We start from the raw sequence: 19,588 nt of genomic DNA on the forward strand, positions 1-19,588 counted from the left end.
AAAAGCCGGATGTACGGGTATTCTCTGCGCAAATTTATGAATCTATTGGTAGAGGTTGTAATTTCGGCGCAATATTTCACTACTTATGACCTACGAAGAGCTATTTTCGACCATTCAGCAGAAAAAATCTTACCTATGTGTGGGCCTGGATACCGATATTCGCAAAATTCCTTCCCACTTGCGGCAGGAGGCCGACCCGGTTTTTGAATTTAACCGGCAGGTTATTGACGCTACCGCCGACTACTGCGTGGCCTATAAACCCAATATAGCCTTTTACGAGGCCATGGGCGCGCGCGGCTGGGAAAGCCTGCAGAAAACGCTCGAGTATATGCCTAATACGCATTTCAGCATTGCCGATGCCAAGCGGGGCGACATCGGAAACACGTCGGGGCTCTACGCCCGTACCTTCTTTGACCCGGCCTCTTCGGGGCTGAACTTTGACTCGGTAACGGTGGCTCCCTACATGGGGCAGGATTCGGTAACACCTTTTCTGGACATAGCGGGCAAGTGGGTTATTTTGCTGGCGCTGACCTCCAACGCGGGCAGCGCTGATTTTCAACGGCTCACTACTCCCGAGGGGGCACTCTACGAACAGGTACTTCGCACTTCCCAGTCCTGGGCCGGTCCCGACCGGATGATGTACGTAGTAGGTGCCACCCAAGCCAGCGCCCTGCAGCACATTCGCACCCTGGTACCTGACCATTTCCTGCTCGTACCGGGCGTTGGCGCCCAGGGCGGAAGTCTGGAAGAAGTATCCCGCTACGGCATGAACTCCCACTGCGGTTTGCTGGTAAATGCCTCACGCAGTATCCTGTACGCCGGCAGCGGTACCGACTTTGCCGGCAAGGCGCGCGAAGAAGCCAGACACATGCAGCAGGAAATGGCCACCTACCTGGACAAGTACCTGAACTAGTAAAGCTCTGCTTTACGCTGACTTTTTCATTGACCTTTTTTGGGGCTGGTCCCCTTCCAATTTGTACAAGCAAATTTTGTCTTTATATATCAATGCAGTTATCAGATAATCAGTATTCTATTCAGGGAGTCGATCCCGTTGAGCTGTGCCGGCAGTATGGCTCACCCCTTTATGTATACGACGGTGGTACCATTCGCCGCAAAGTACTGGAGTTGCAGGAGGCGTTTTCGGGGGTGAAAATGAAAATAAAATACGCCTGCAAGGCCAATACCAACCTGGCGGTGCTGCGGCTGATGCGGGAACTCGGGGTTGAACTCGACGTAGTTTCGCCGGGCGAATTTGAAATGGGACGATGCGTAGGGTACCTGGGTTCCCAGATTACCTTTACCCCCAGCGGTGTCCCCTACCCGGAGGTACGTACCGCGGTAGAAGCGGGGGCTACGGTCAATATTGACAGCCTGCCGTTGCTGGAATGGTTCGGGCAAACCTACGGCAGCAGCAAGCCCTGCCTTATTCGCCTAAAACCCAACGTAGCCGCCGGTGGAAACATAAAAATTATGACCGCCCATACCGACTCCAAGTTTGGTATATCGGTAGCGCTGCTGGACAACGTACTGGCCATTGTTGAAAAATATGGGATAAAAGTGATCGGCCTGCACCAGCATACGGGCTCTGACATAAAAGAGGCGGAGCCTTTCCTGAAGGCCGCCGGCGTTATTATGGAAGCCGCCCTGCACTTTCCGGATTTGGAGGTGATTGACATGGGGGGAGGATTTAAAGTTGCCTACCATCCCGAAGACTCCCTGACGGACATGCACACGCTCGGCCAGCAGATTACCGCCGGATTCAAGGATTTTTGCGCCCGCTACGGCCGCGAACTCGAACTTTGGTTTGAACCGGGTAAGTTTCTGGTGAGCGAGTCGGGGTACCTTTTAGTAACAGCCACAGTACTAAAAAATGATCCGGCCCGTTTCTTCATCCACGTTGATTCCGGCCTGAATCACCTGGTCCGGCCCATGATGTACGGCTCCTACCACCATATTCTGAACGTATCCAACCCCGGAGGGGAAGCAAAAACCTACACGGTAGTTGGCTATATCTGCGAAACCGACACCTTTGCCACCGACCGCCCGCTGCCCGAAGTACGGCCGGGCGACGTGCTGGCTTTCCTGAACGCCGGGGCCTATGCTTTTACCATGAGCTCCAACTACAACGCCCGTGTACGTCCGGCCGAAGTTTTGATTGACCACGGTCAGGCGCGGCTGGTGCGCCGTCGGGAAACGCTGGATGATTTACTGCGTACGCAGGAAGACCTGTAAGCTGACTTTCATGGAGGGAGGAAGAAGGGCCGGAAGGTAGTTCTACCTCCCTTTCCCCCCAACTTCTTTTCTATTGGCTACTTCTCCCCTTTCCATTCTGTACCAAACTGAGGACCTGGTGGCCATTAACAAGCCGCACGGCCTGCTGGTACACCGGTCGCCGCTGGCGAGTGATGCCAGCGAGTTTGCAGTGCAATTACTGCGCGACCAACTGGGGCAAAAAGTGTACCCCGTACACCGGCTGGACCGTAAAACGGGAGGGGTACTGCTGTTTGCGCTCAACGAAGAGATGAACCCAACTATGCAGGTACTTTTTGCGGAAGGGAAAATACACAAGCAGTACCTGGCCATTGTACGGGGACATACCCCAGATACCCTCGAAATTGACTATCCACTACGCCGCGAGGATGGCGTAGTACAGGAGGCATTTACCGGACTAAAAACCCTACAGCGTACCGAGATAGAAGTACCTTTGGGCCAACACCCTACCTCCCGGTATTCACTCGTGGAGCTAACTCCCACTACCGGGCGTATGCACCAGCTCCGCAAGCACATGGCGCATGTTTTTCACCCAATAATCGGGGATCGCCCGCACGGTTGCAACAAACAGAACCGGCTGTTTAAGGAGCGTTTCTCCATGACAACCATGCTGCTGCACGCGCAGCACCTCCACTTCCAGCATCCTGCTTCGGGCGAGCCAATCTATATTCAGGCCCCGTTACTGCCCGAGTTCGAGCGGATGCAAAGGGAGTTGTTTGGGAGTGATTGAGCGAATGAGTGATTTAGGGAGTGAGTGGGGGAAAGAGTGATAAAGTGCGGCAACTCAGGGGCCAGTAAGAAAGGTACTAAGGAAGCTCTCCAAAAGTTGAGGTTGAGTCGTACCAAGACAGCTACTTTAACTAATTCTCTAAACCACTCATTCACTCCATCACTCATTCACCAAATCACTCATTCACTCATTCGCTCATTAGTAAAGTACCCACGTATCCTTGCCGCCGCCGCCCTGGGAGGAGTTAACCACCAGCGACCCCTTTCGTAAGGCTACCCGCGTCAGTCCTCCGGGAATGACGTGGATGTCTTCCCCGTACAGGATATAGGGGCGCAGGTCTACGTGCCGGCCTTCGGCGTGGTCCTCTACCATACAGGGTACCCGCGAAAGCGAAATGGTAGGTTGTGCTATGTAGTTGCGGGGATTTTCCAGAATCTTCTGCCGGAACAGTTCGTGCTCGGCTTTGGTAGCTTTGGGGCCAATGAGCATACCGTAACCTCCGGCTTCATTGGCCTCTTTTACCACCAGTTGCTCAATATTATCAAGTACGTACTTCTGGTCGCTTTCTTCCCGGCAAATAAAAGTCTCAACGTTCGGAATAATAGGGTCTTCCTGTAAGTAGTACTTAATAATTCGGGGCACGTAGGCGTAAATTACTTTGTCGTCGGCCACGCCGGTACCGGGTGCATTGGCCAGGGCAACGCGTCCTTTTTTGTAGACGTCAAAAATACCCGGTATACCAATGAGTGAATCCGGATTGAAGGCTTGCGGGTCCAAAAAAGTATCGTCAATGCGGCGGTAAATGACGTCCACAATCTGAAAACCCTTGGTCGTGCGCATTTTCACGTACCCATCTGACACCACCAGGTCGCGGGCGTCAACCAGTTCGACGCCCATTTGCTGGGCCAGGTAGGAATGCTCAAAGTAGGCCGAATTGTAAATACCCGGGGTTAATACGGCCACCGTGGGATTGGGGCGGTCGGCCAGGTACTGGAGCATGGAAAGCAGCCGGGTCGGGTAATCAGATACGGGCCTAACACCGGTGCGGGCCAGTACATCCGGAAAAATCTGTTTGGAAAGCTCCCGGTTTTCCAGCATGTAGGAGACCCCCGACGGACAGCGCAGGTTATCTTCCAGTACCATAAAGGTACCGTCGTCGCCCCGGATCAAATCGGTACCGGTAATGTGGCACCAAACGTCTTTCTGCGGTTTCAAACCCATACATGCCGACAAAAAGCACTTACTGGACTCAATCAGATCGCGGGGAACTATGCCGTCCTTAAGAATGTGCTGCTTATTGTAGACATCGTGAATAAACATATTCAGCGCTTTAATGCGCTGCTTCAGTCCCTGTTCCAGCCGCTCCCATTCGCTGTTGGACACTACCCGGGGAATAATATCCAGCGGCATGATACGCTCGGTACCTTCGCCTTCCGAATACACGTTAAAAGTGATTCCCATGGAAAGCAAAGCCCGCTCGGCGGTCAGCCTGCGGTGGGTCAGGTCTTCACTGGACAGCAGCTCAAATTTATTTTTAAGAAATTCGTATCCTGGACGTATACTCCCCTCCCCGGTGAACATTTCATCGTAGTAATTTTCACTCTGATAATCGGAAAAAGAAAAATTCATATTTGCTATATCCGTTTAGCCCTTTTGTAAATAATTCAAAACAATTTATCGTACTGTACCAACATTACCAAATTCTGTATGATTTATTACCTGTTTTTCAAAATATAGTAGAATATTGTTTAAATACGTGCAGTTTTTTACCTATAAAGTTCAATTCATTCGTTTTCGGAATCAAGCCCGTTCTCTTACATTCACATCGGATTGGATTTTTATTTAACAGTACCTCCAATTGAAAGTTATAAAAAGATGACCGGGACACTATACAATTGTCTTTAAATACTTTTCTTTGCGACCAAGGGTAAATTTACCAATTGTTTCAAGCGGGAGGTACCTCATAAATCTACTATGCTCAGATTCCGTTTACTACTTTTAGTGGGTTGGTTAGGCGTTGTACCGGCGGCAACCGCTCAACATTTGCCCGGTGCGGCTATGAGCAATTATGCCGGTACCCAGGCTCTCTACCACAATCCGGCTTTTGTAGCTGACTCCCGGTACAGCGTTTTTTTGCACCTGGGCGGCGCGCAGGTATACATGGCGGGGAACCACGCCAAGTACGGCGCTCCATTTTCCATTGCCTCCCTGCTTACCAACACCGTACCGGACAAGTACCGTAACGAGACCGGAGCCATTGCTTTTCCGCGCAGCTACATCGCGGAGAAACTGAACGGCAATCTTAAGTACCTCAACGCCGGTGGCGACATTCGACTGCCTTCCCTGATGGTTACCCTGCCGGGGGGCCGGTTTGGAATTGCGGGTACCCTACGCGCCCGGATGGGCCTCAACGTTTCGCAGGTAACCGAACCCGTTGCCCGGCTGGCGCGGGGCGGCACACGGGAAAGTAATCTGATGAAAGAGGTGTTTGAGAACCAGGCGGGCAATTTGCATATCAACGGCCTGGGGGAAGCGGCCTTAACCTTCGGGGGGATTGTCCTGGACAACGATACGGATTTTTTCAAAGCCGGTATAACCGTAAAAAGGCTCATCGGGCTGTACAACGCGCACGCCGAAATCCAAAATACCACGTTTGAAGTAGAACCCGACCCGGCCTGGAACAACCGCCGCGAAATCATCAGGGTACCCGAAATCACCGCCCGCTACGGCTATACCACCGAAGGAGCCTTTACCAATTTCAGACCTACCCCGGCCTGGCTCCTGGGCGGAGCGCCCGCCGGTAGTGGCTGGGGACTGGACCTGGGATTAGTGTACGAGTACCGCCCGGATATAAATAAATACTCCTACACCGAAAAGGCGGTTCGCAAACACGACGCCAGCAAGAACAAGTACCTGTACCGGCTGGCTGTTTCGCTGACGGATATCGGGCGGGTCAACTTCCGGCATCCGGCCTACGTAAGACAACAGGAGGCATCTGCCGCCAACCGGGAGTTCAAGTACGACAGCTTTCAAAAACTGGGGGGTAGCGATGGATTTTTCCGGGCAGTAAGTCAGTCCCTGGGCGTACCTGTTCCCCAGCCCGCCACCTTCCGGTCGGTGTTGCCCACGGCCTTTCAGACCAGCCTTGACTACCAGCTCAAGCCCAACGTTTACGTAAGTACCTTATGGGTGCAAAATCTCCGGAGCCAGTCGGCTTTCGGCATGAAAGCCGAGTCGGTACTGGCCGTTACGCCCCGTTATGAACACCGCTGGTACGAACTTTCGGTACCCGTTTCGCTGATGAACCGGTACCGGTCACTGGGCATTGGGCTGGCCGGTCGCGCCGGTCCGCTATGGATTGGCACCGACCACCTGACGGCCCTGCTCAATATTGGTAAACCACGGGCATTTAATGTTTACTTCGGGGTTTCGGCCGGGTTGTTCCGCCGCCCACCGCAGTCCCCCAACCAATGCTGGCCGCCCGAAGCACCGTGGTGGAAACGGCTTTTTCAGCGTAAAAAGTAACATTCATCCGGGTTCAGCCTGACTATTTCTACTTTTTGCATTGGCCGGCGGGCAAGGTAGTTAAGGTGACTGACCGTACATTTTCCAGTAATATGACTCATTTATATCCCTCCCCAAAATATTTCTTTACAGTACTGGCGGCCGGGCTGCTTTCCGTCAGCTTTGCCTTTGCTCAGTTACAGTCAGGTCCGATGGTGGGGTACTCGGATATGCTCGAGGTTATGCTATGGGCGCAGACGGACCGGCCCGCCCAGGTAAAAATTATGTACTGGGAAGCCGGCAACCCGGCCCAAAAGAAAAGTACTGACAAAGTACTCACCCAAAAACAATCGGCCTACGTAGCGCGACTGTTTGCCGACCAGGTACGGCCCGGCCAAAAGTATGAGTATGAAGTGTATATTGATAATAAAAAGGTCTTTATCAAGTACCCCCTTCGGTTCCAGACCCAGACCCTATGGCAATGGCGCACCGACCCGCCGCCCTTTCGTTTTGCCATTGGCAGCTGTAACTATATCAACGAGGAAGGGTATGATCGTCCCAGTCGTGCTTACGGCGACGGCTACGAAATTTTTCAGAGCATTGCCGATAAAAAACCCGATTTCATGCTATGGGGCGGTGATAATACCTACCTCCGTGAGGCCGACTGGAATACGCGTTCGGGAATGCTTCACCGCTACACCCACACCCGCTCGCTTCCCCGGCTACAGTCCCTGCTGGGCAGCACCCACCACTACGCCATCTGGGACGACCATGATTACGGAACCGACGACTCCGACCGCTCTTTCTGGATGAAAAATACCGCAGCGGAAGTGTTTCGGCTGTTCTGGGGAAATCCTGGATATGTTTTTGAAGGGGCAACTACCGGTACTTTCTTCTGGAGTGACGCCCAGTTTTTTATCCTCGACAATCGCTGGTTCAAAGCCCCAAACAAGCTGGCTGACCCCCTACGCGACTATTTTGGTGACGCCCAGATCAGGTGGTTGCTGGATGCCCTGACCAGCAGCAAAGCGCCGTTCAAGTTTATTGTAACGGGTGGCCAAATTATAAATCCAGCCAGGGTACTTGAGAACTATGCCAATTATTCGACGGAGCGGGACCGGTTGCTGGCCGCCATTACGGAGGCTCGCATACCTGGTGTGCTGTTTCTGACCGGCGACCGCCACCATACCTCAGTACATCGGCTCGACCGCCCGGGTACCTACCCCCTCTATGACTTTACGATTTCGCCTCTGACCTCGGGTACTACCAAACCTTTTCCGGATGAACTAACCCTACCTACCCTGGACAGTGGCACCCTGGTAACTGAGCGCAACTTTGCCACCTTTGATGTAAGCGGCCCCCAGAACGACCGCGCGTTGAAAGTTACTGTTTATGATGTGAAAGGGAAGGAACTTTGGACCCGGCAATTACGGGCTAATGATTTAAAATAGCGCTTCCATACGCCCCGTCCCAGTCCTGGATTTCGAAAAGGAGCGAGGTAAACCATTTTTGGATTTTCAACGTTTATTTATATGCTACCAACTAGCTGTTAAACGTCCCTGTCTGTCTAGCAACGGGGACGTTTGATTAAATAAACTAACCATTAACCAGAGCAATACCCTTATGAAAAGTTTGCGTATAATAGCCCTCGCCAGTACCCTTTTCGGCCTGCTTTCAATTTCGTGCAGCCAGGCCCAGAAGCAAAAAACCCAGGAAAAAGAAACAGTACGCCAGGTACAGAAAACCAAAGAAGAATGGAAAAACCAATTATCGGCTCAGTCGTACTACGTCCTGCGTGAAAAAGGAACCGAACGGGCTTTTACCAGTCCTCTGAATGCCAATAAGCAAAAAGGAGTGTATAAATGTGCCGGTTGTGGTACTGAATTATTCAGCTCGCAGCATAAGTTTGAGTCCGGTACGGGATGGCCGAGCTTTTATAAACCATTGGTTGCCAAGAACGTGGACGAGAAGGCAGATCACGACGCCGGCATGGTTCGGACCGAAGTACTTTGTAACGTATGTGGGGGGCATCTGGGGCATGTTTTTGAGGACGGTCCGGCTCCTACCGGTCTCCGCTACTGCCTTAACGGTGCAGCCCTTACCTTTGAAAAGAAAGATTAAACCTTATGTAATGAAGCCGGACGTACCAGTTATCGTCCGGCTTTCGTTATATTTGACCCCAATGAAATTAAATGTTTAATGGAAGCTATTCGAGCTTTTTTTAGAAAAATAAGTACCTTACTTCAACGCTTTGCAGATCAGGTAAAAACCTTTTTGGGTAACCTGTTCTTTGGTGCAATTGGTTTAATTGCGGGCAAAGAGCGGGCCGCTCAGTTTCGTTTACAGGCAAGCAATACCAACCAGCGGTTGCGCCGGTCCTGGGACCAGGCCGTGGACCGTCACTCGCCTTACTACCGTCCGGTTGTACTTACCTGGAAAGTTTTCTTCTATGGGTTTCTGGCCTTTGCCTTTTATATTTTTTGCGTAGAGACTAACTTCCTGTGGCTCATGGGTAGTATGCCCAGTGTACAGGATCTGCAAAACCCTAAAGTATCGCAGTCATCCGAGATTTATACCGCCGACGGGGTCATGATCGGGAAATTTTACACCGAAAACCGAACGCCCGTTCCCTACGAAAAAATATCGCCCCACCTGGTAGAAGCCCTGATTGCCACGGAAGATATCCGTTTTTATGAGCACTCAGGAATTGACTACAAAGCCCTGGGGGCGGTAGCGGTGGGTATAATAACCGCCGAAACGGACCGCGGAGGGGGAAGTACCATTACCCAGCAGCTGGCCAAGAAATTGTTCAAGACGCGCCGCTCCGAGGCCCGTGGGGTATTGGGAAGCCTGCCCGGCTTGCGAACATTTATATATAAAACCAAGGAGTGGCTCACGGCCATTAAGCTGGAACGTAACTTTACGAAGCAGGAAATCCTGACCATGTACTTTAACACCGTGGACTACGGTAACAACGCCTACGGTATTAATACCGCTGCCAAGTCCTACTTCAGTAAGTCACCCGACAGCCTGAATGTACAGGAGTCGGCAGTGCTGGTGGGGTTGCAGAAAGCCACCACAACCTATAATCCAATCCGGAATCCCAAGCGGTCCAGGGAGCGACGTGACGTGGTGATCAGCCAGATGGCCAAGTACAACTACCTTAGCGCGCAGCAGGCCGACTCCATCAGCCAGCTTCCCATTGAACTGAAGACCAACTTTGAAACTCCATACGACGGTAACGCCAACTACTTCAAAAACGCGGTGGTGGATTTTGTAAAGGAATGGGGCGAAAAAAATGGCTATGACCTTTATACCGATGGTCTGAAAATACATACGACTATTGATTCCCGCATGCAGGAACACGCCGAAGAGGCCGTTGCGTTAAAAATGCGGCAGCTGCAGCGGGTATTTGAAGACCACTGGGGAAAACAAAATCCCTGGGTTGACGAGAACGGCAAGGAAATCCAGGATTTTCTGGAAAACGTGGTAAAACGCACCCGCCGGTACCAGACCCTGGCCACCCGCTTCCCCAACCAGCCCGATTCAATTACCCACTACCTCAATAAAAAAGATACAATGGTAGTGTACGACTGGAAAACCGGTGGCGAAATGACCCGGTACTGGAGTCCGCTGGATTCGCTCAACTACTACAAGCGCATTCTGCGGGCCGGTATGATGTCTATGAACCCTTATACGGGCCATATCAAAGCCTGGGTGGGCGACCTCAACTATGAATTTTTTAAGTATGACCACGTAAAGCAGGGCCGTAGGCAACCGGGCTCTACTTTCAAGCCCTTTGTGTACGCTACTGCGATCGACGACGGCGCCTTCGACATGAGCCCGTGCGACCGGATTCAGGATAAACCGTTTTCCATTGAAGTAGAACAAAACGGAAAAATGGGCGTCTGGCGACCCAAAAACTCGACTGGCTATTTCAGCTACTCCAACATGACCCTACGCCGGGCGCTGGCGCAGTCGGTTAACTCCATTACGGCTTCGCTAACCGACCAGGTGCGCCCCAATAATGTGGTGAAATACGCCAAAAAACTGGGTATTACCAGTAAGCTGGACCCCGTACCTTCTATCGGGCTTGGCCCCTTTGATGTAAGCCTATACGACATGGTAGCGGCTTACGGCGCTTTTGTCAATAATGGTACTTATACCCGGCCCATCATTGTTACCCGCATTGAAGACCGTAACGGAAACGTGATTGAGGAATTTGCCCCCGAGCACCGTGAGGCCATTCGTCCCGAGTCGGCCTACCTGATGGTACACATGCTCAAAGGGGGGGTGGAAGAACCGGGAGGTACTTCGTCGAGTATCCGGTGGCTGTTTCCGGAGGTGGCCAAAGACGGCAACGAAATCGGCGGCAAAACGGGTACTACCTCCAACAACTCCGACGGATGGTTTATGTCCATTACCCCCGAGCTGGTGACGGGTGCCTGGGTGGGCGGTGACGACCGGAGTATTCACTTCCGGAGTACCCGACTGGGAGAAGGCGCAAAAACTGCTCTGCCCATTGTAGGAAGTTTTCTGGAAAGGGTATATAAAGACAAATCCATCGGACTGGAAAGAGGTCCTTTTCCCAAACCCAGTTTCCCCATTAACAAAGATATTAATTGTGCCCCGGTCTACGAAGCCCAGGCCGACACCCTGGAATTTGAGCCAGATAGTACTGCCAGCGATATTGACGAGGATGCCATAGATTTCGGACCGCCCCCACCACCGCTGCCGGGGATTGATTCTGTCCGTAGGAATTTCAGGTAGTAAAAGAAAGAGGAAAGCCCGCCGGACTTTCCTCTTTCTTTTACTACCCTTTTATATGTTTTTCCAAAAATCAGCCTTACTTAGCTTATAATTTTGAGGACATCTTTGTACTGCATCCGGTACAGGTTGGCGTAGAAACCGTTCTTTTCGAGTAATTTTTCGTGATTACCTTCTTCCTTGATCTCTCCCTTATCTACCACTATTATTTTGTCGGCTTCCTGAATCGTTGACAGGCGGTGGGCAATCACAATGGCCGTGCGGCCTTCCATCAATTTTTCAATGGCTTTCTGTATCAATTCTTCGGTTTCGGTGTCCACCGACGAGGTAGCTTCGTCCAGGACCATAATTTTGGGGTCGTGGACCATGGCGCGCACGAACGAAATAAGCTGTCGCTGCCCTACCGACAGCGTGGCTCCCCGTTCCATGACATTGTACCCGTACCCCTGGGGCAGGCGTTCAATAAAATCGTGAACCCCTACCAGTTTAGCGGCCTCCACAATCTTTTCGCGGGTGATGTTTGGATTACCCAGCCGTATGTTATTTTCAATGGTATCCGAGAAAAGGAAAACATCCTGCAGTACCACCCCGATATTACGTCGCAGGGCGCTTAATTCGTAGTCGTGTACCTCCACGTCATCAATGTAGATATTCCCCTTGTTGATATCATAAAAACGGCTTAGCAGGTTTATGATGGAGGATTTTCCGGCTCCGGTGGCTCCCACAAAGGCTACGGTTTCTCCTTCGTTCACTTTGAAATTTATGTTTTTGAGTACATAGTCCTCATCGTTGTAGGCAAACCACACATCTTTAAACTCTACCTTACCCTGAATGGTATCCGGGTTGTGGGTTCCTTCGTTGGTCGTAAACTCATCGCTGTCCAGTAATTTCAGGATGCGGTCGGTACTTACGATTCCCATCTGCAAGGTATTGAATCGGTCAGCCAGCTGCCGGATGGGCCGGAAGAACAGGTTGATGAACATAACAAAGGCTGTAACGGTACCAAAAGTCACTTCCTGATTCAGGATCTGTTTGGAACCGTACCACACCACCAGTCCGGTACCAGCTGCCGCAATAACGTCAGCCACCGGGAAATAAATGGAGTAGTACAAAATGGACCGGATGTTGGAGTCGCGGTGCTGCTTGTTTATATCTTTAAACTTTTCAAATTCGGCTTCCTCACTGCTGAATATCTGTACGATGCTCATGCCCGTAATGTGCTCCTGCACGAAGGAATTCAGGTTAGAAACCGCCGCCCGTACTTCATTGAAAGCATCCTTTATTTTTTCTTTGAAAATATAGGTACTTATCAGCATCAGCGGAATCATGGACAGGCTGATGAGCGAGAGCTTCCAGTCAGTATAGAACATGACCGAAATAATAAGTACCAACTGCAGAATGTCACCCGCAATGGCGGCCATACCATCCGTGAATACGTTCGACAAGGTTTCAATATCTGAAATGGTCCGGGTTACCAGGCGGCCGATGGGCGTATTATCAAAGAACTTAAGGCGCAGGTTAACAATCTTTTCGTACAGCTGCACCCGGATATCACGGATAATGTACTGCCCCAGCCAGCCCGACAGATAGGTATTGACGAACTGTACTACCCCCTGCACGACCAGCACCAGCACCATAACAGCCAGCATCTGGGCCAGCAGGGTGTAGTTACCCTGGGCTATGGGTTCATCAATGGTGTACTTGATCAGCAGCGGAATAATCGGGGCTAGTACCGCACTAACCATGATTATGAGAATAAGCAGGTAAAATTGCTTCTTGTACGGCCCCACAAAAGTATACAGACGCTTCAGGGTGGGAAGGTCAAATATCTGGCCGCTCTTGGTTTCTTGATTCACTGGTTACAGGCTTGGTTTCTGGTACTTTTTCTAACACACAATCCACAGTGAAAGTTACAGTCACCGTTTAGTACAGGAGAATATAGTTCTACGAACTTAGCCAGTTTTAGAGAATATTTCTAACTTCACCTGTTCATCTTATTTTAATTAAAATTACTCATGGAGCTTTTCCTCAGTATTTGTCTGGGTTTAGGGCTAAGTGCCAGTACCGGCTTCCGGATTTTTGTTCCGATGCTGCTGGCTAACGTGGCCGCCATGAGCGGATGGATTACCCCTACCGAGGGCTTTATGTGGCTGGCTACCTGGCCGGCCTTCTTTGCTTTGCTTACCGCCACTATTGTCGAGATTGGCGCCTACTACATACCTTTTATTGACAACCTGCTGGACACCATCGCTACGCCCCTGTCGGTCATAGCGGGTACGTTGCTTACTACCTCGTTTGTGGAAATAGAAAGTCCGGTACTGCAGTGGGGACTCGGGCTGATAGTCGGAGGAGGTACCGCCGGGCTGGTGCAGGCCGGTACCAGTCTGCTGCGGCTGGCTTCTTCCAAAACCACTATTGGCCTGGGCAACCCCGTGGTTTCTACGGCCGAAAACGTAGCTTCGTTTGGTTTGTCGGGCATTGCCATTTTTCTTCCGGTTATTGCCCTGTTACTGGTAGTGGGGCTGCTGTGGTGGCTGCTGCGCCGGATAGACCGGTGGAGGAGAAAATCAGTACAATCCTGACGGCAATTCTCTCCTATTCGCATGAAAGAAACAATACTGACCAGTACTTTACCGACGCATAGTCTGCCGACACACAGTCTGCCGAAAGCGGCGGGGGAAGCGCCGGTTCTCAAAATTTTTCGGTTCAAGAACAGTCCCCCCGAATCGAAAACGACTGCACCCGGTCTGCTGCCCGTTACTCCTTTACCTACCAATGCCCCTCACCGGCACAGCTACTACGAGATATTGTTCTTTGAAGAAGGGCAGGGTTTCCACGAAGTAGATTTCCGTACCTACCCGGTCAGTGCGCCCAGTGTTCATTTCCTGCCGCCCGGCAAGGTACACCTGCTGACCCCCACCTCCGACTGCCGCGGCTACATTATGGCTTTTTCAGAAGGCTTTTATTCTTTCTATGGTACACCGCAGTCGGTACCCTTGTCGCAGGTACCTTTCTTTCAGTCGGGTGTGCACGAGCCGGTGCTTTCGCTGAATGAGGAGACCAAAAGGTACCTGCAGTACCTGCTCGAAAACATGGTGGGTGATTTGCTGGAAGGTAGTGCGGAGAATAGCGCCATCCTGGGTTCTTACCTGCATATATTTTTACAAAAGTGCCAGCGACTGACTACCCGCCCCCCCGATCTGTCCGCCCCGTCCGCGACCCACCCGTCGGACCTGACGGGTCGTTTCCGGGAAATGGTGGAGAAGAATTTCCGGGAAATGCACGAGGTGCAGCAGTATGCCACCGCCCTGGATGTAACACCGGATTATTTAAGCAAAATCGTCAAGAAAAGTGTTGGGGTGTCGGCGGGCGAATATATCCTGGACAAGCTGCTGCTGGAAGCCAAGCGCCTGCTGGTATTCACCCAAATGAGCAGCAAGGAAATATCTTACCATATCCACATTGAAGATCCCTCCTACTTTGGCCGCATCTTTAAACGTAAAACCGGCCTTACCCCCAACGAATACCGCATTTCTGTTCGGAAAAGTGCCAGCCAATAGTAAAAAAGTCCCTTGCCACCCCTTTCTTCTACTTCTATCTTTGTATTATCCTAGAATGATGAATCTAAATAATACTATCCTACAAGTACATGAAGATCAGGGAAGACATTTCAGCGGCCTCGCTACAGCCCAAAATTGACCGGCTGTGGCAGCTTTCAGCCGAAAAAATCCGGTTAATTAACCAGGAGTACGACATCTCGAAAGGCTCACCGGTATTTACGGTACAGGGCAAATACACTACCCGCGGCTGGACCGAATGGACCGAAGGCTTCCGCTACGGAGCCGAAGTACTACAGTACGACGCTACCAACGAAGAAGAGTTTCTGGAAGAGGCACGGAAGCATACCGTGGCCCAGATGGCCTCGCACGTCGGACATTTCGGGGTACACGACCACGGCTTCAATAACGTAAGTACCTACGGCAACCTGCTTCGCCTGATGAACGAAGGCCGCATTCCCGAAAACAAGTGGGAGCGTGACTTTTATGAAATTGCCCTTAAGGTTTCCGGTGCCGTGCAGGCCCGGCGCTGGACTACAATTAAAAACCTTCCGGTAGAAAACGGTGGCTATATTTATTCGTTCAATGGTCCCCACTCCCTCTTTGTGGATACCATTCGTTCGGTACGGGCCCTGATGGTGTCGCACAAGCTGGGCCACAGCCTCATGGGCGAGAACGACCTGAAAGTAAGCCTGCTCGAACGCGGCACCAAGCACTCCATCGCTACGGCTATGTACTCGGTGTACTACGGCGAAGGCCGCGACAGCTACGACCTGCGCGGACGCACCGCCCACGAAAGTATCTTCAACACCAACGACGGCAACTTCCGCAGCCCCAACTCGCAGCAGGGCTTCTCGGGCTTTACTACCTGGACCCGCGGACTTGCCTGGGCCATGGTCGGTTTTGCCGAACAGCTCGAATCGCTTGCCAGCTTTTCGGACGAGGAACTCGCTCCGCTCGGGGGCCGCAGTGCTATCGAAAGTATTTATCTTAAAGGTGCCCGGGCTACCTGCGATTTCTATATTGACAATACCGCCGCCGATGGCATCCCCTACTGGGATACCGGAGCGCCGCAGCTCCACAAGCTCGGCGACTACACTACCCGCCCTTCCGACCCCTACAATGCCTACGAACCTGTCGACAGCTCCGCCGCCGCCATCGGCTCACAGGGGCTACTCCGCCTGGGCAAGTACCTCCAGGAGCAGGGTCAACAGGAAGATGGTAACCGATACTGGCAAGCCGGATTGACGGCCCTGGATTCGCTGTTCGACGAGCCATATCTCTCTACTGACCCGCAACACCAGGGCCTCATCCTGCACTCGGTGTACCACCGCCCCAACGGCTGGGATTTCATTCCCGAAGGACAGCAGGTACCTTGTGGTGAGTCGAGCATGTGGGGCGACTACCACACCCGCGAGGTAGCGCTGTACCTGCACCGCATCAATCAGGGGCAGCCGTACTATACGTATTTGGGAGCTGTGAAATAATTTTGGTTGAGAGAATGAGAGAATTGTGAATAATGTAAGAATTCTCTCATTCTCTAACAGAAGTACTTATTCTCTCATCGCGGGGGCGGACCCCTCTCTCAAACACTCATTCAAAAATGAATCTAGACAAATGCTGCGTACATACGATAACTACCAAGCCCTGGGGGTTATCGGAAGCCGTGGAAAACTACGCGGCCGCGGGAATAAAAGGGATTAGTGTGTGGCAGAATGCCGTTGAGGGCATCGGTCCGCACCGGGCCGGTGAGCTGATTCGTAGCGCCGGACTGGACGTGGTATCGTACGTACGCGGCGGCTTTTTCCCGCATACAAGCAGTACCGAGCGGGCCAAAGCCCTGGACCACAACCGCAAACTATTGGAAGAAGCCGCCGCGCTGGGAGCTCCCCTGATTGTACTGGTGTGCGGTGCCTCGCCCGACCAGCCACTGGAGGTGTCGCGTCAGCAAATTCGGGATGGTATTGAAGCAGTACTGCCCCTGGCCGAAAAACTGAACGTAAAGCTGGCCATAGAACCACTGCACCCGATGTATGCCGCCGACCGCTCGGCCATCAACACCCTAAAGCAGGCCAATGAAATGGCCGAAGCGATAGGTTCCGGACACGTGGGCGTGGCGGTAGATGTATACCACCTCTGGTGGGAACCTAACCTGCGGGGTGAAATAGCCCGTTGCGGCGCTAACGGCAACCTGCTGGCCTACCACGTCTGCGACTGGAAAGTCAACACGCTGGACCTGCTCAACGACCGGGGCCTGATGGGCGAAGGCTGTATTGACCTGAAGCAAATCAGCCAGTGGGTAGAGGAAGCCGGGTTTAACGGGTACAGTGAGGTAGAAATTTTCTCGAACATTTACTGGCAGCAAGACCAGCACGAGTTCCTGAAGAAAATCACGGACGCTTTTGTAGAATATGTGTAGGTAGTTATTAGCTGGTAGCTATTAGTTGTCAGCTTTTAGCTTTTTAAAACAACTTATTCCTGGCTACCTAAAGGCCCATAGAGACACGGGCCACGGTAAAAAGTTACTACTAAGGTTTCGCTCCTATGGAGCTTTTTGAATACAGGTTGAAGGATATAGTTGCAATGGCAGTATTCGAAACTCTGCCTTTAAATTTAAATATTCGACATTCTGAAAGTGAAATTCGAAAATAAAAACACTCCGCGCGGGAGGCGCTCCTCCGGTGGCCGCTCAATCACTAATTCATTAATTCACTAAATCACAAATAGATAACCATGACTCAGCATACCATTGGTATTATCATGAACGGCGTAACCGGCCGTATGGGTACTAACCAGCACCTGTTGCGCTCCATTAAAGAAATCATCGCCCAGGGCGGTGTAAAACTTTCGGCCGACGAAGTCATCATGCCCGACCCCATCCTGGTGGGTCGCAACGAGGCCAAGCTGCAGGAGCTTTGCCAGCGCTCCGGGGTACAGAAATACACGACAGATCTGGAATCGGTCCTGGCGGACCCTAACTACCAGGTATATTTTGACGCCCAGGTTACCGGTCGCCGGGCCCCCGCGATCAAAAAGGCGATCCAGGCTGGTAAGCACATCTACTGCGAGAAACCCACCGGTACCACCACTGAGGAAGCCCTGGAACTGTTTGAACTGTGCGAAGCCGCTGGCCTGAAGCACGGTGTAGTACAGGATAAATTGTGGCTGCCCGGTATGTTAAAGCTGAAAAGACTGATGGAGAATGATTTCTTTGGAAAGATTCTTTCCGTTCGGGGTGAGTTTGGCTACTGGGTATTTGAAGGCCACAATGTACCCGCGCAGCGTCCTTCGTGGAACTACCGCAAGGAAGACGACGGTGGTATTATTGTCGATATGCTTTGCCACTGGCGCTATGTACTGGACCACCTGTTCGGTAACGTGAAAGCGGTTTCCTGCCTGGGTGCTACCCACATTGAAGAGCGGATTGACGAAAATGGCAACCCTTACAAGTGTACCGCCGACGACGCCTGCTACGCTACGTTTGAGCTGGAAAATGATGTAATTGCCCATTTCAACTCCTCCTGGACCGTACGCGTTCGCCGCGATGACCTGCTTACGCTGCAGGTAGATGGTACCAAAGGCTCGGCGGTGGCTGGTCTGCGCGAGTGCTACATTCAGCACTACGGCAACACGCCCAAACCGGTATGGAACCCGGATATTGAGCAACCGATCAATTTCTACGAAGGCTGGTCTAAAGTACCTCAGCAGGAGCCTTTCGATAATGCGTTCAAGGCGCAGTGGGAGCTGTTCCTGAAGCACCTGGTAAAAGACACGCCATTCCCCTGGGGCCTGAAAGAAGGTGCCAAGGGGGTACAACTGGCCGAAAAGGGTATTGAAAGCTGGGAGAAGAAGTGCTGGGTGAACATTGACGAACTGTAAGCATGAAAAAAACCGCACTCGTAACTGGTGGTAGCCGGGGCATTGGCCTCGGCATCGCCAAAGCCCTGGCCCGCGAAGGATATAACCTGGCCATCAACGGCGTACGACCCGAAGAGGCCGCTCAGGAAACGCTGGACGAACTACGTGGACTAGGCGCTGAGGTAGTGTATTGCCAGGGCAACATTGCCGTGGCGGAGGACCGAGCCAAGGTTATTGATACAGCTTATCAGGCATTCGGACAGCTAAATGTACTGGTTAACAACGCCGGTATCGCACCCCGTCAGCGCCTTGATCTGCTCGAAACTACCCCCGAAAGCTACCGGGAAGTAATGCAGACCAACCTGGAAGGGCCCTTCTTTTTCACCCAGGCCGTTGCGAAGCGGATGGCGGAAGCCCGACAGGCTAATCCCGGCTTTCAGGCGACCATCGTATTTGTGACGTCTATTTCGGCAACCGTGGCCTCCATCAACCGGGGCGAGTACTGTATTTCCAAAGCCGGTCTGGCCATGACCTCTTCTCTGTTTGCCGTCAGAATGGCGGAGTACGGTGTTCCCGTCTACGAGGTACGTCCGGGAATAATTGCCACCGACATGACGTCCAAAGTACAGGAAAAATACGACCAGCTTTTTGAGAACGGCCTGGCGCTGCAGCCCCGCTGGGGTACGCCCGAAGACATCGGCAAAGCCGTAGCCGCCCTGACAAGGGGCGACTTCCCCTACTCCACCGGCCAGATAATTGGCGTGGACGGCGGTATGCTGATAGACCGTTTATAGTACCAGACTTTTGTAAGTATCCTTAGCCCCTGCTCTTTCAATAGGAAGGGCAGGGGCTTCATGGCTCGATTTTTTTAGAAGAATATCTACTGATATTTGTCTAACAA

At 52.0% G+C, this 19,588-nt stretch carries 15 protein-coding genes; 13 read left to right on the top strand and 2 right to left on the bottom strand.

The window, feature by feature from the left end:
* The first annotated feature begins 85 nt into the window (after positions 1 to 85).
* From pyrF to VGN67_RS17275, 3 genes are all read left to right on the top strand, one after another.
* Positions 86 to 913 (top strand): orotidine-5'-phosphate decarboxylase, encoded by an 828-nt coding sequence (gene pyrF / locus VGN67_RS17265; protein ID WP_327488100.1) that lies wholly within the window; start codon positions 86 to 88, stop codon positions 911 to 913.
* A 92-nt stretch (positions 914 to 1,005) separates the two neighbouring features.
* Positions 1,006 to 2,232 (top strand): diaminopimelate decarboxylase, encoded by a 1,227-nt coding sequence (gene lysA / locus VGN67_RS17270; protein ID WP_327488101.1) that lies wholly within the window; start codon positions 1,006 to 1,008, stop codon positions 2,230 to 2,232.
* Positions 2,233 to 2,305: 73 nt separating this feature from the next.
* Positions 2,306 to 3,001 carry a pseudouridine synthase gene (locus VGN67_RS17275; protein ID WP_327488102.1) on the top strand — a complete coding sequence of 232 codons (696 nt, stop codon included), beginning with the start codon at positions 2,306 to 2,308 and terminating at the stop codon, positions 2,999 to 3,001.
* A 198-nt stretch (positions 3,002 to 3,199) separates the two neighbouring features.
* On the opposite strand, the gene VGN67_RS17280 is transcribed toward VGN67_RS17275, so the two are convergent.
* Complete coding sequence (locus tag VGN67_RS17280; protein ID WP_327488103.1) at positions 3,200 to 4,630, bottom strand: circularly permuted type 2 ATP-grasp protein; 1,431 nt, start codon at positions 4,628 to 4,630, stop codon at positions 3,200 to 3,202.
* A gap of 345 nt (positions 4,631 to 4,975) precedes the next feature.
* Between VGN67_RS17280 and VGN67_RS17285 the strand changes: the two genes are divergently transcribed.
* The 4 genes from VGN67_RS17285 (at position 4,976) to VGN67_RS17300 (ending at position 11,275) form a co-directional block, all read left to right on the top strand.
* Positions 4,976 to 6,526, top strand: a complete 1,551-nt coding sequence (locus VGN67_RS17285; protein WP_327488104.1) for a DUF5723 family protein — start codon at positions 4,976 to 4,978, stop codon at positions 6,524 to 6,526.
* Between the two features lie 92 nt (positions 6,527 to 6,618).
* Positions 6,619 to 7,956, top strand: a complete 1,338-nt coding sequence (locus VGN67_RS17290) for an alkaline phosphatase D family protein (protein ID WP_327488105.1) — start codon at positions 6,619 to 6,621, stop codon at positions 7,954 to 7,956.
* A gap of 172 nt (positions 7,957 to 8,128) precedes the next feature.
* Positions 8,129 to 8,626 carry a peptide-methionine (R)-S-oxide reductase MsrB gene (gene msrB / locus VGN67_RS17295; RefSeq protein ID WP_327488106.1) on the top strand — a complete coding sequence of 166 codons (498 nt, stop codon included), beginning with the start codon at positions 8,129 to 8,131 and terminating at the stop codon, positions 8,624 to 8,626.
* 78 nt (positions 8,627 to 8,704) lie between these two features.
* A complete protein-coding gene (locus tag VGN67_RS17300; RefSeq protein ID WP_327488107.1) occupies positions 8,705 to 11,275 on the top strand; it encodes a penicillin-binding protein 1A in 2,571 nt (856 codons plus the stop codon).
* An 80-nt stretch (positions 11,276 to 11,355) separates the two neighbouring features.
* Here VGN67_RS17300 and VGN67_RS17305 read toward each other — a convergent pair whose 3' ends face one another.
* Entirely contained in the window at positions 11,356 to 13,128 is a 1,773-nt protein-coding gene (locus VGN67_RS17305; protein ID WP_327488108.1) for an ABC transporter ATP-binding protein, read from the bottom strand.
* A gap of 159 nt (positions 13,129 to 13,287) precedes the next feature.
* On the opposite strand from VGN67_RS17305, the gene VGN67_RS17310 reads away from it, so the two are divergent.
* The 6 genes from VGN67_RS17310 (at position 13,288) to VGN67_RS17335 (ending at position 19,481) form a co-directional block, all read left to right on the top strand.
* Positions 13,288 to 13,854: a DUF4126 domain-containing protein gene (locus VGN67_RS17310; protein WP_327488109.1), complete on the top strand. Its 567-nt coding sequence runs from the start codon at positions 13,288 to 13,290 to the stop codon at positions 13,852 to 13,854.
* 21 nt (positions 13,855 to 13,875) lie between these two features.
* Complete coding sequence (locus VGN67_RS17315) at positions 13,876 to 14,832, top strand: AraC family transcriptional regulator (RefSeq protein ID WP_327488110.1); 957 nt, start codon at positions 13,876 to 13,878, stop codon at positions 14,830 to 14,832.
* Between the two features lie 89 nt (positions 14,833 to 14,921).
* Positions 14,922 to 16,316, top strand: coding sequence for a glycosyl hydrolase (locus VGN67_RS17320; RefSeq protein ID WP_327488111.1), 1,395 nt, complete (start codon positions 14,922 to 14,924; stop codon positions 16,314 to 16,316).
* A 116-nt stretch (positions 16,317 to 16,432) separates the two neighbouring features.
* A complete protein-coding gene (locus VGN67_RS17325; protein WP_327488112.1) occupies positions 16,433 to 17,248 on the top strand; it encodes a sugar phosphate isomerase/epimerase family protein in 816 nt (271 codons plus the stop codon).
* 314 nt (positions 17,249 to 17,562) lie between these two features.
* Complete coding sequence (locus tag VGN67_RS17330) at positions 17,563 to 18,708, top strand: Gfo/Idh/MocA family oxidoreductase (protein ID WP_327488113.1); 1,146 nt, start codon at positions 17,563 to 17,565, stop codon at positions 18,706 to 18,708.
* Positions 18,709 to 18,710: 2 nt separating this feature from the next.
* The gene (locus VGN67_RS17335) at positions 18,711 to 19,481 is read left to right on the top strand and encodes a 3-ketoacyl-ACP reductase (protein ID WP_327488114.1); all 771 of its coding nucleotides are present in this window, start codon (positions 18,711 to 18,713) and stop codon (positions 19,479 to 19,481) included.
* The last annotated feature ends 107 nt before the right edge of the window (positions 19,482 to 19,588 follow it).

Origin of the sequence: Telluribacter sp., assembly GCF_035998675.1 — a bacterium.
Lineage (GTDB): Bacteria > Bacteroidota > Bacteroidia > Cytophagales > Spirosomataceae > Telluribacter.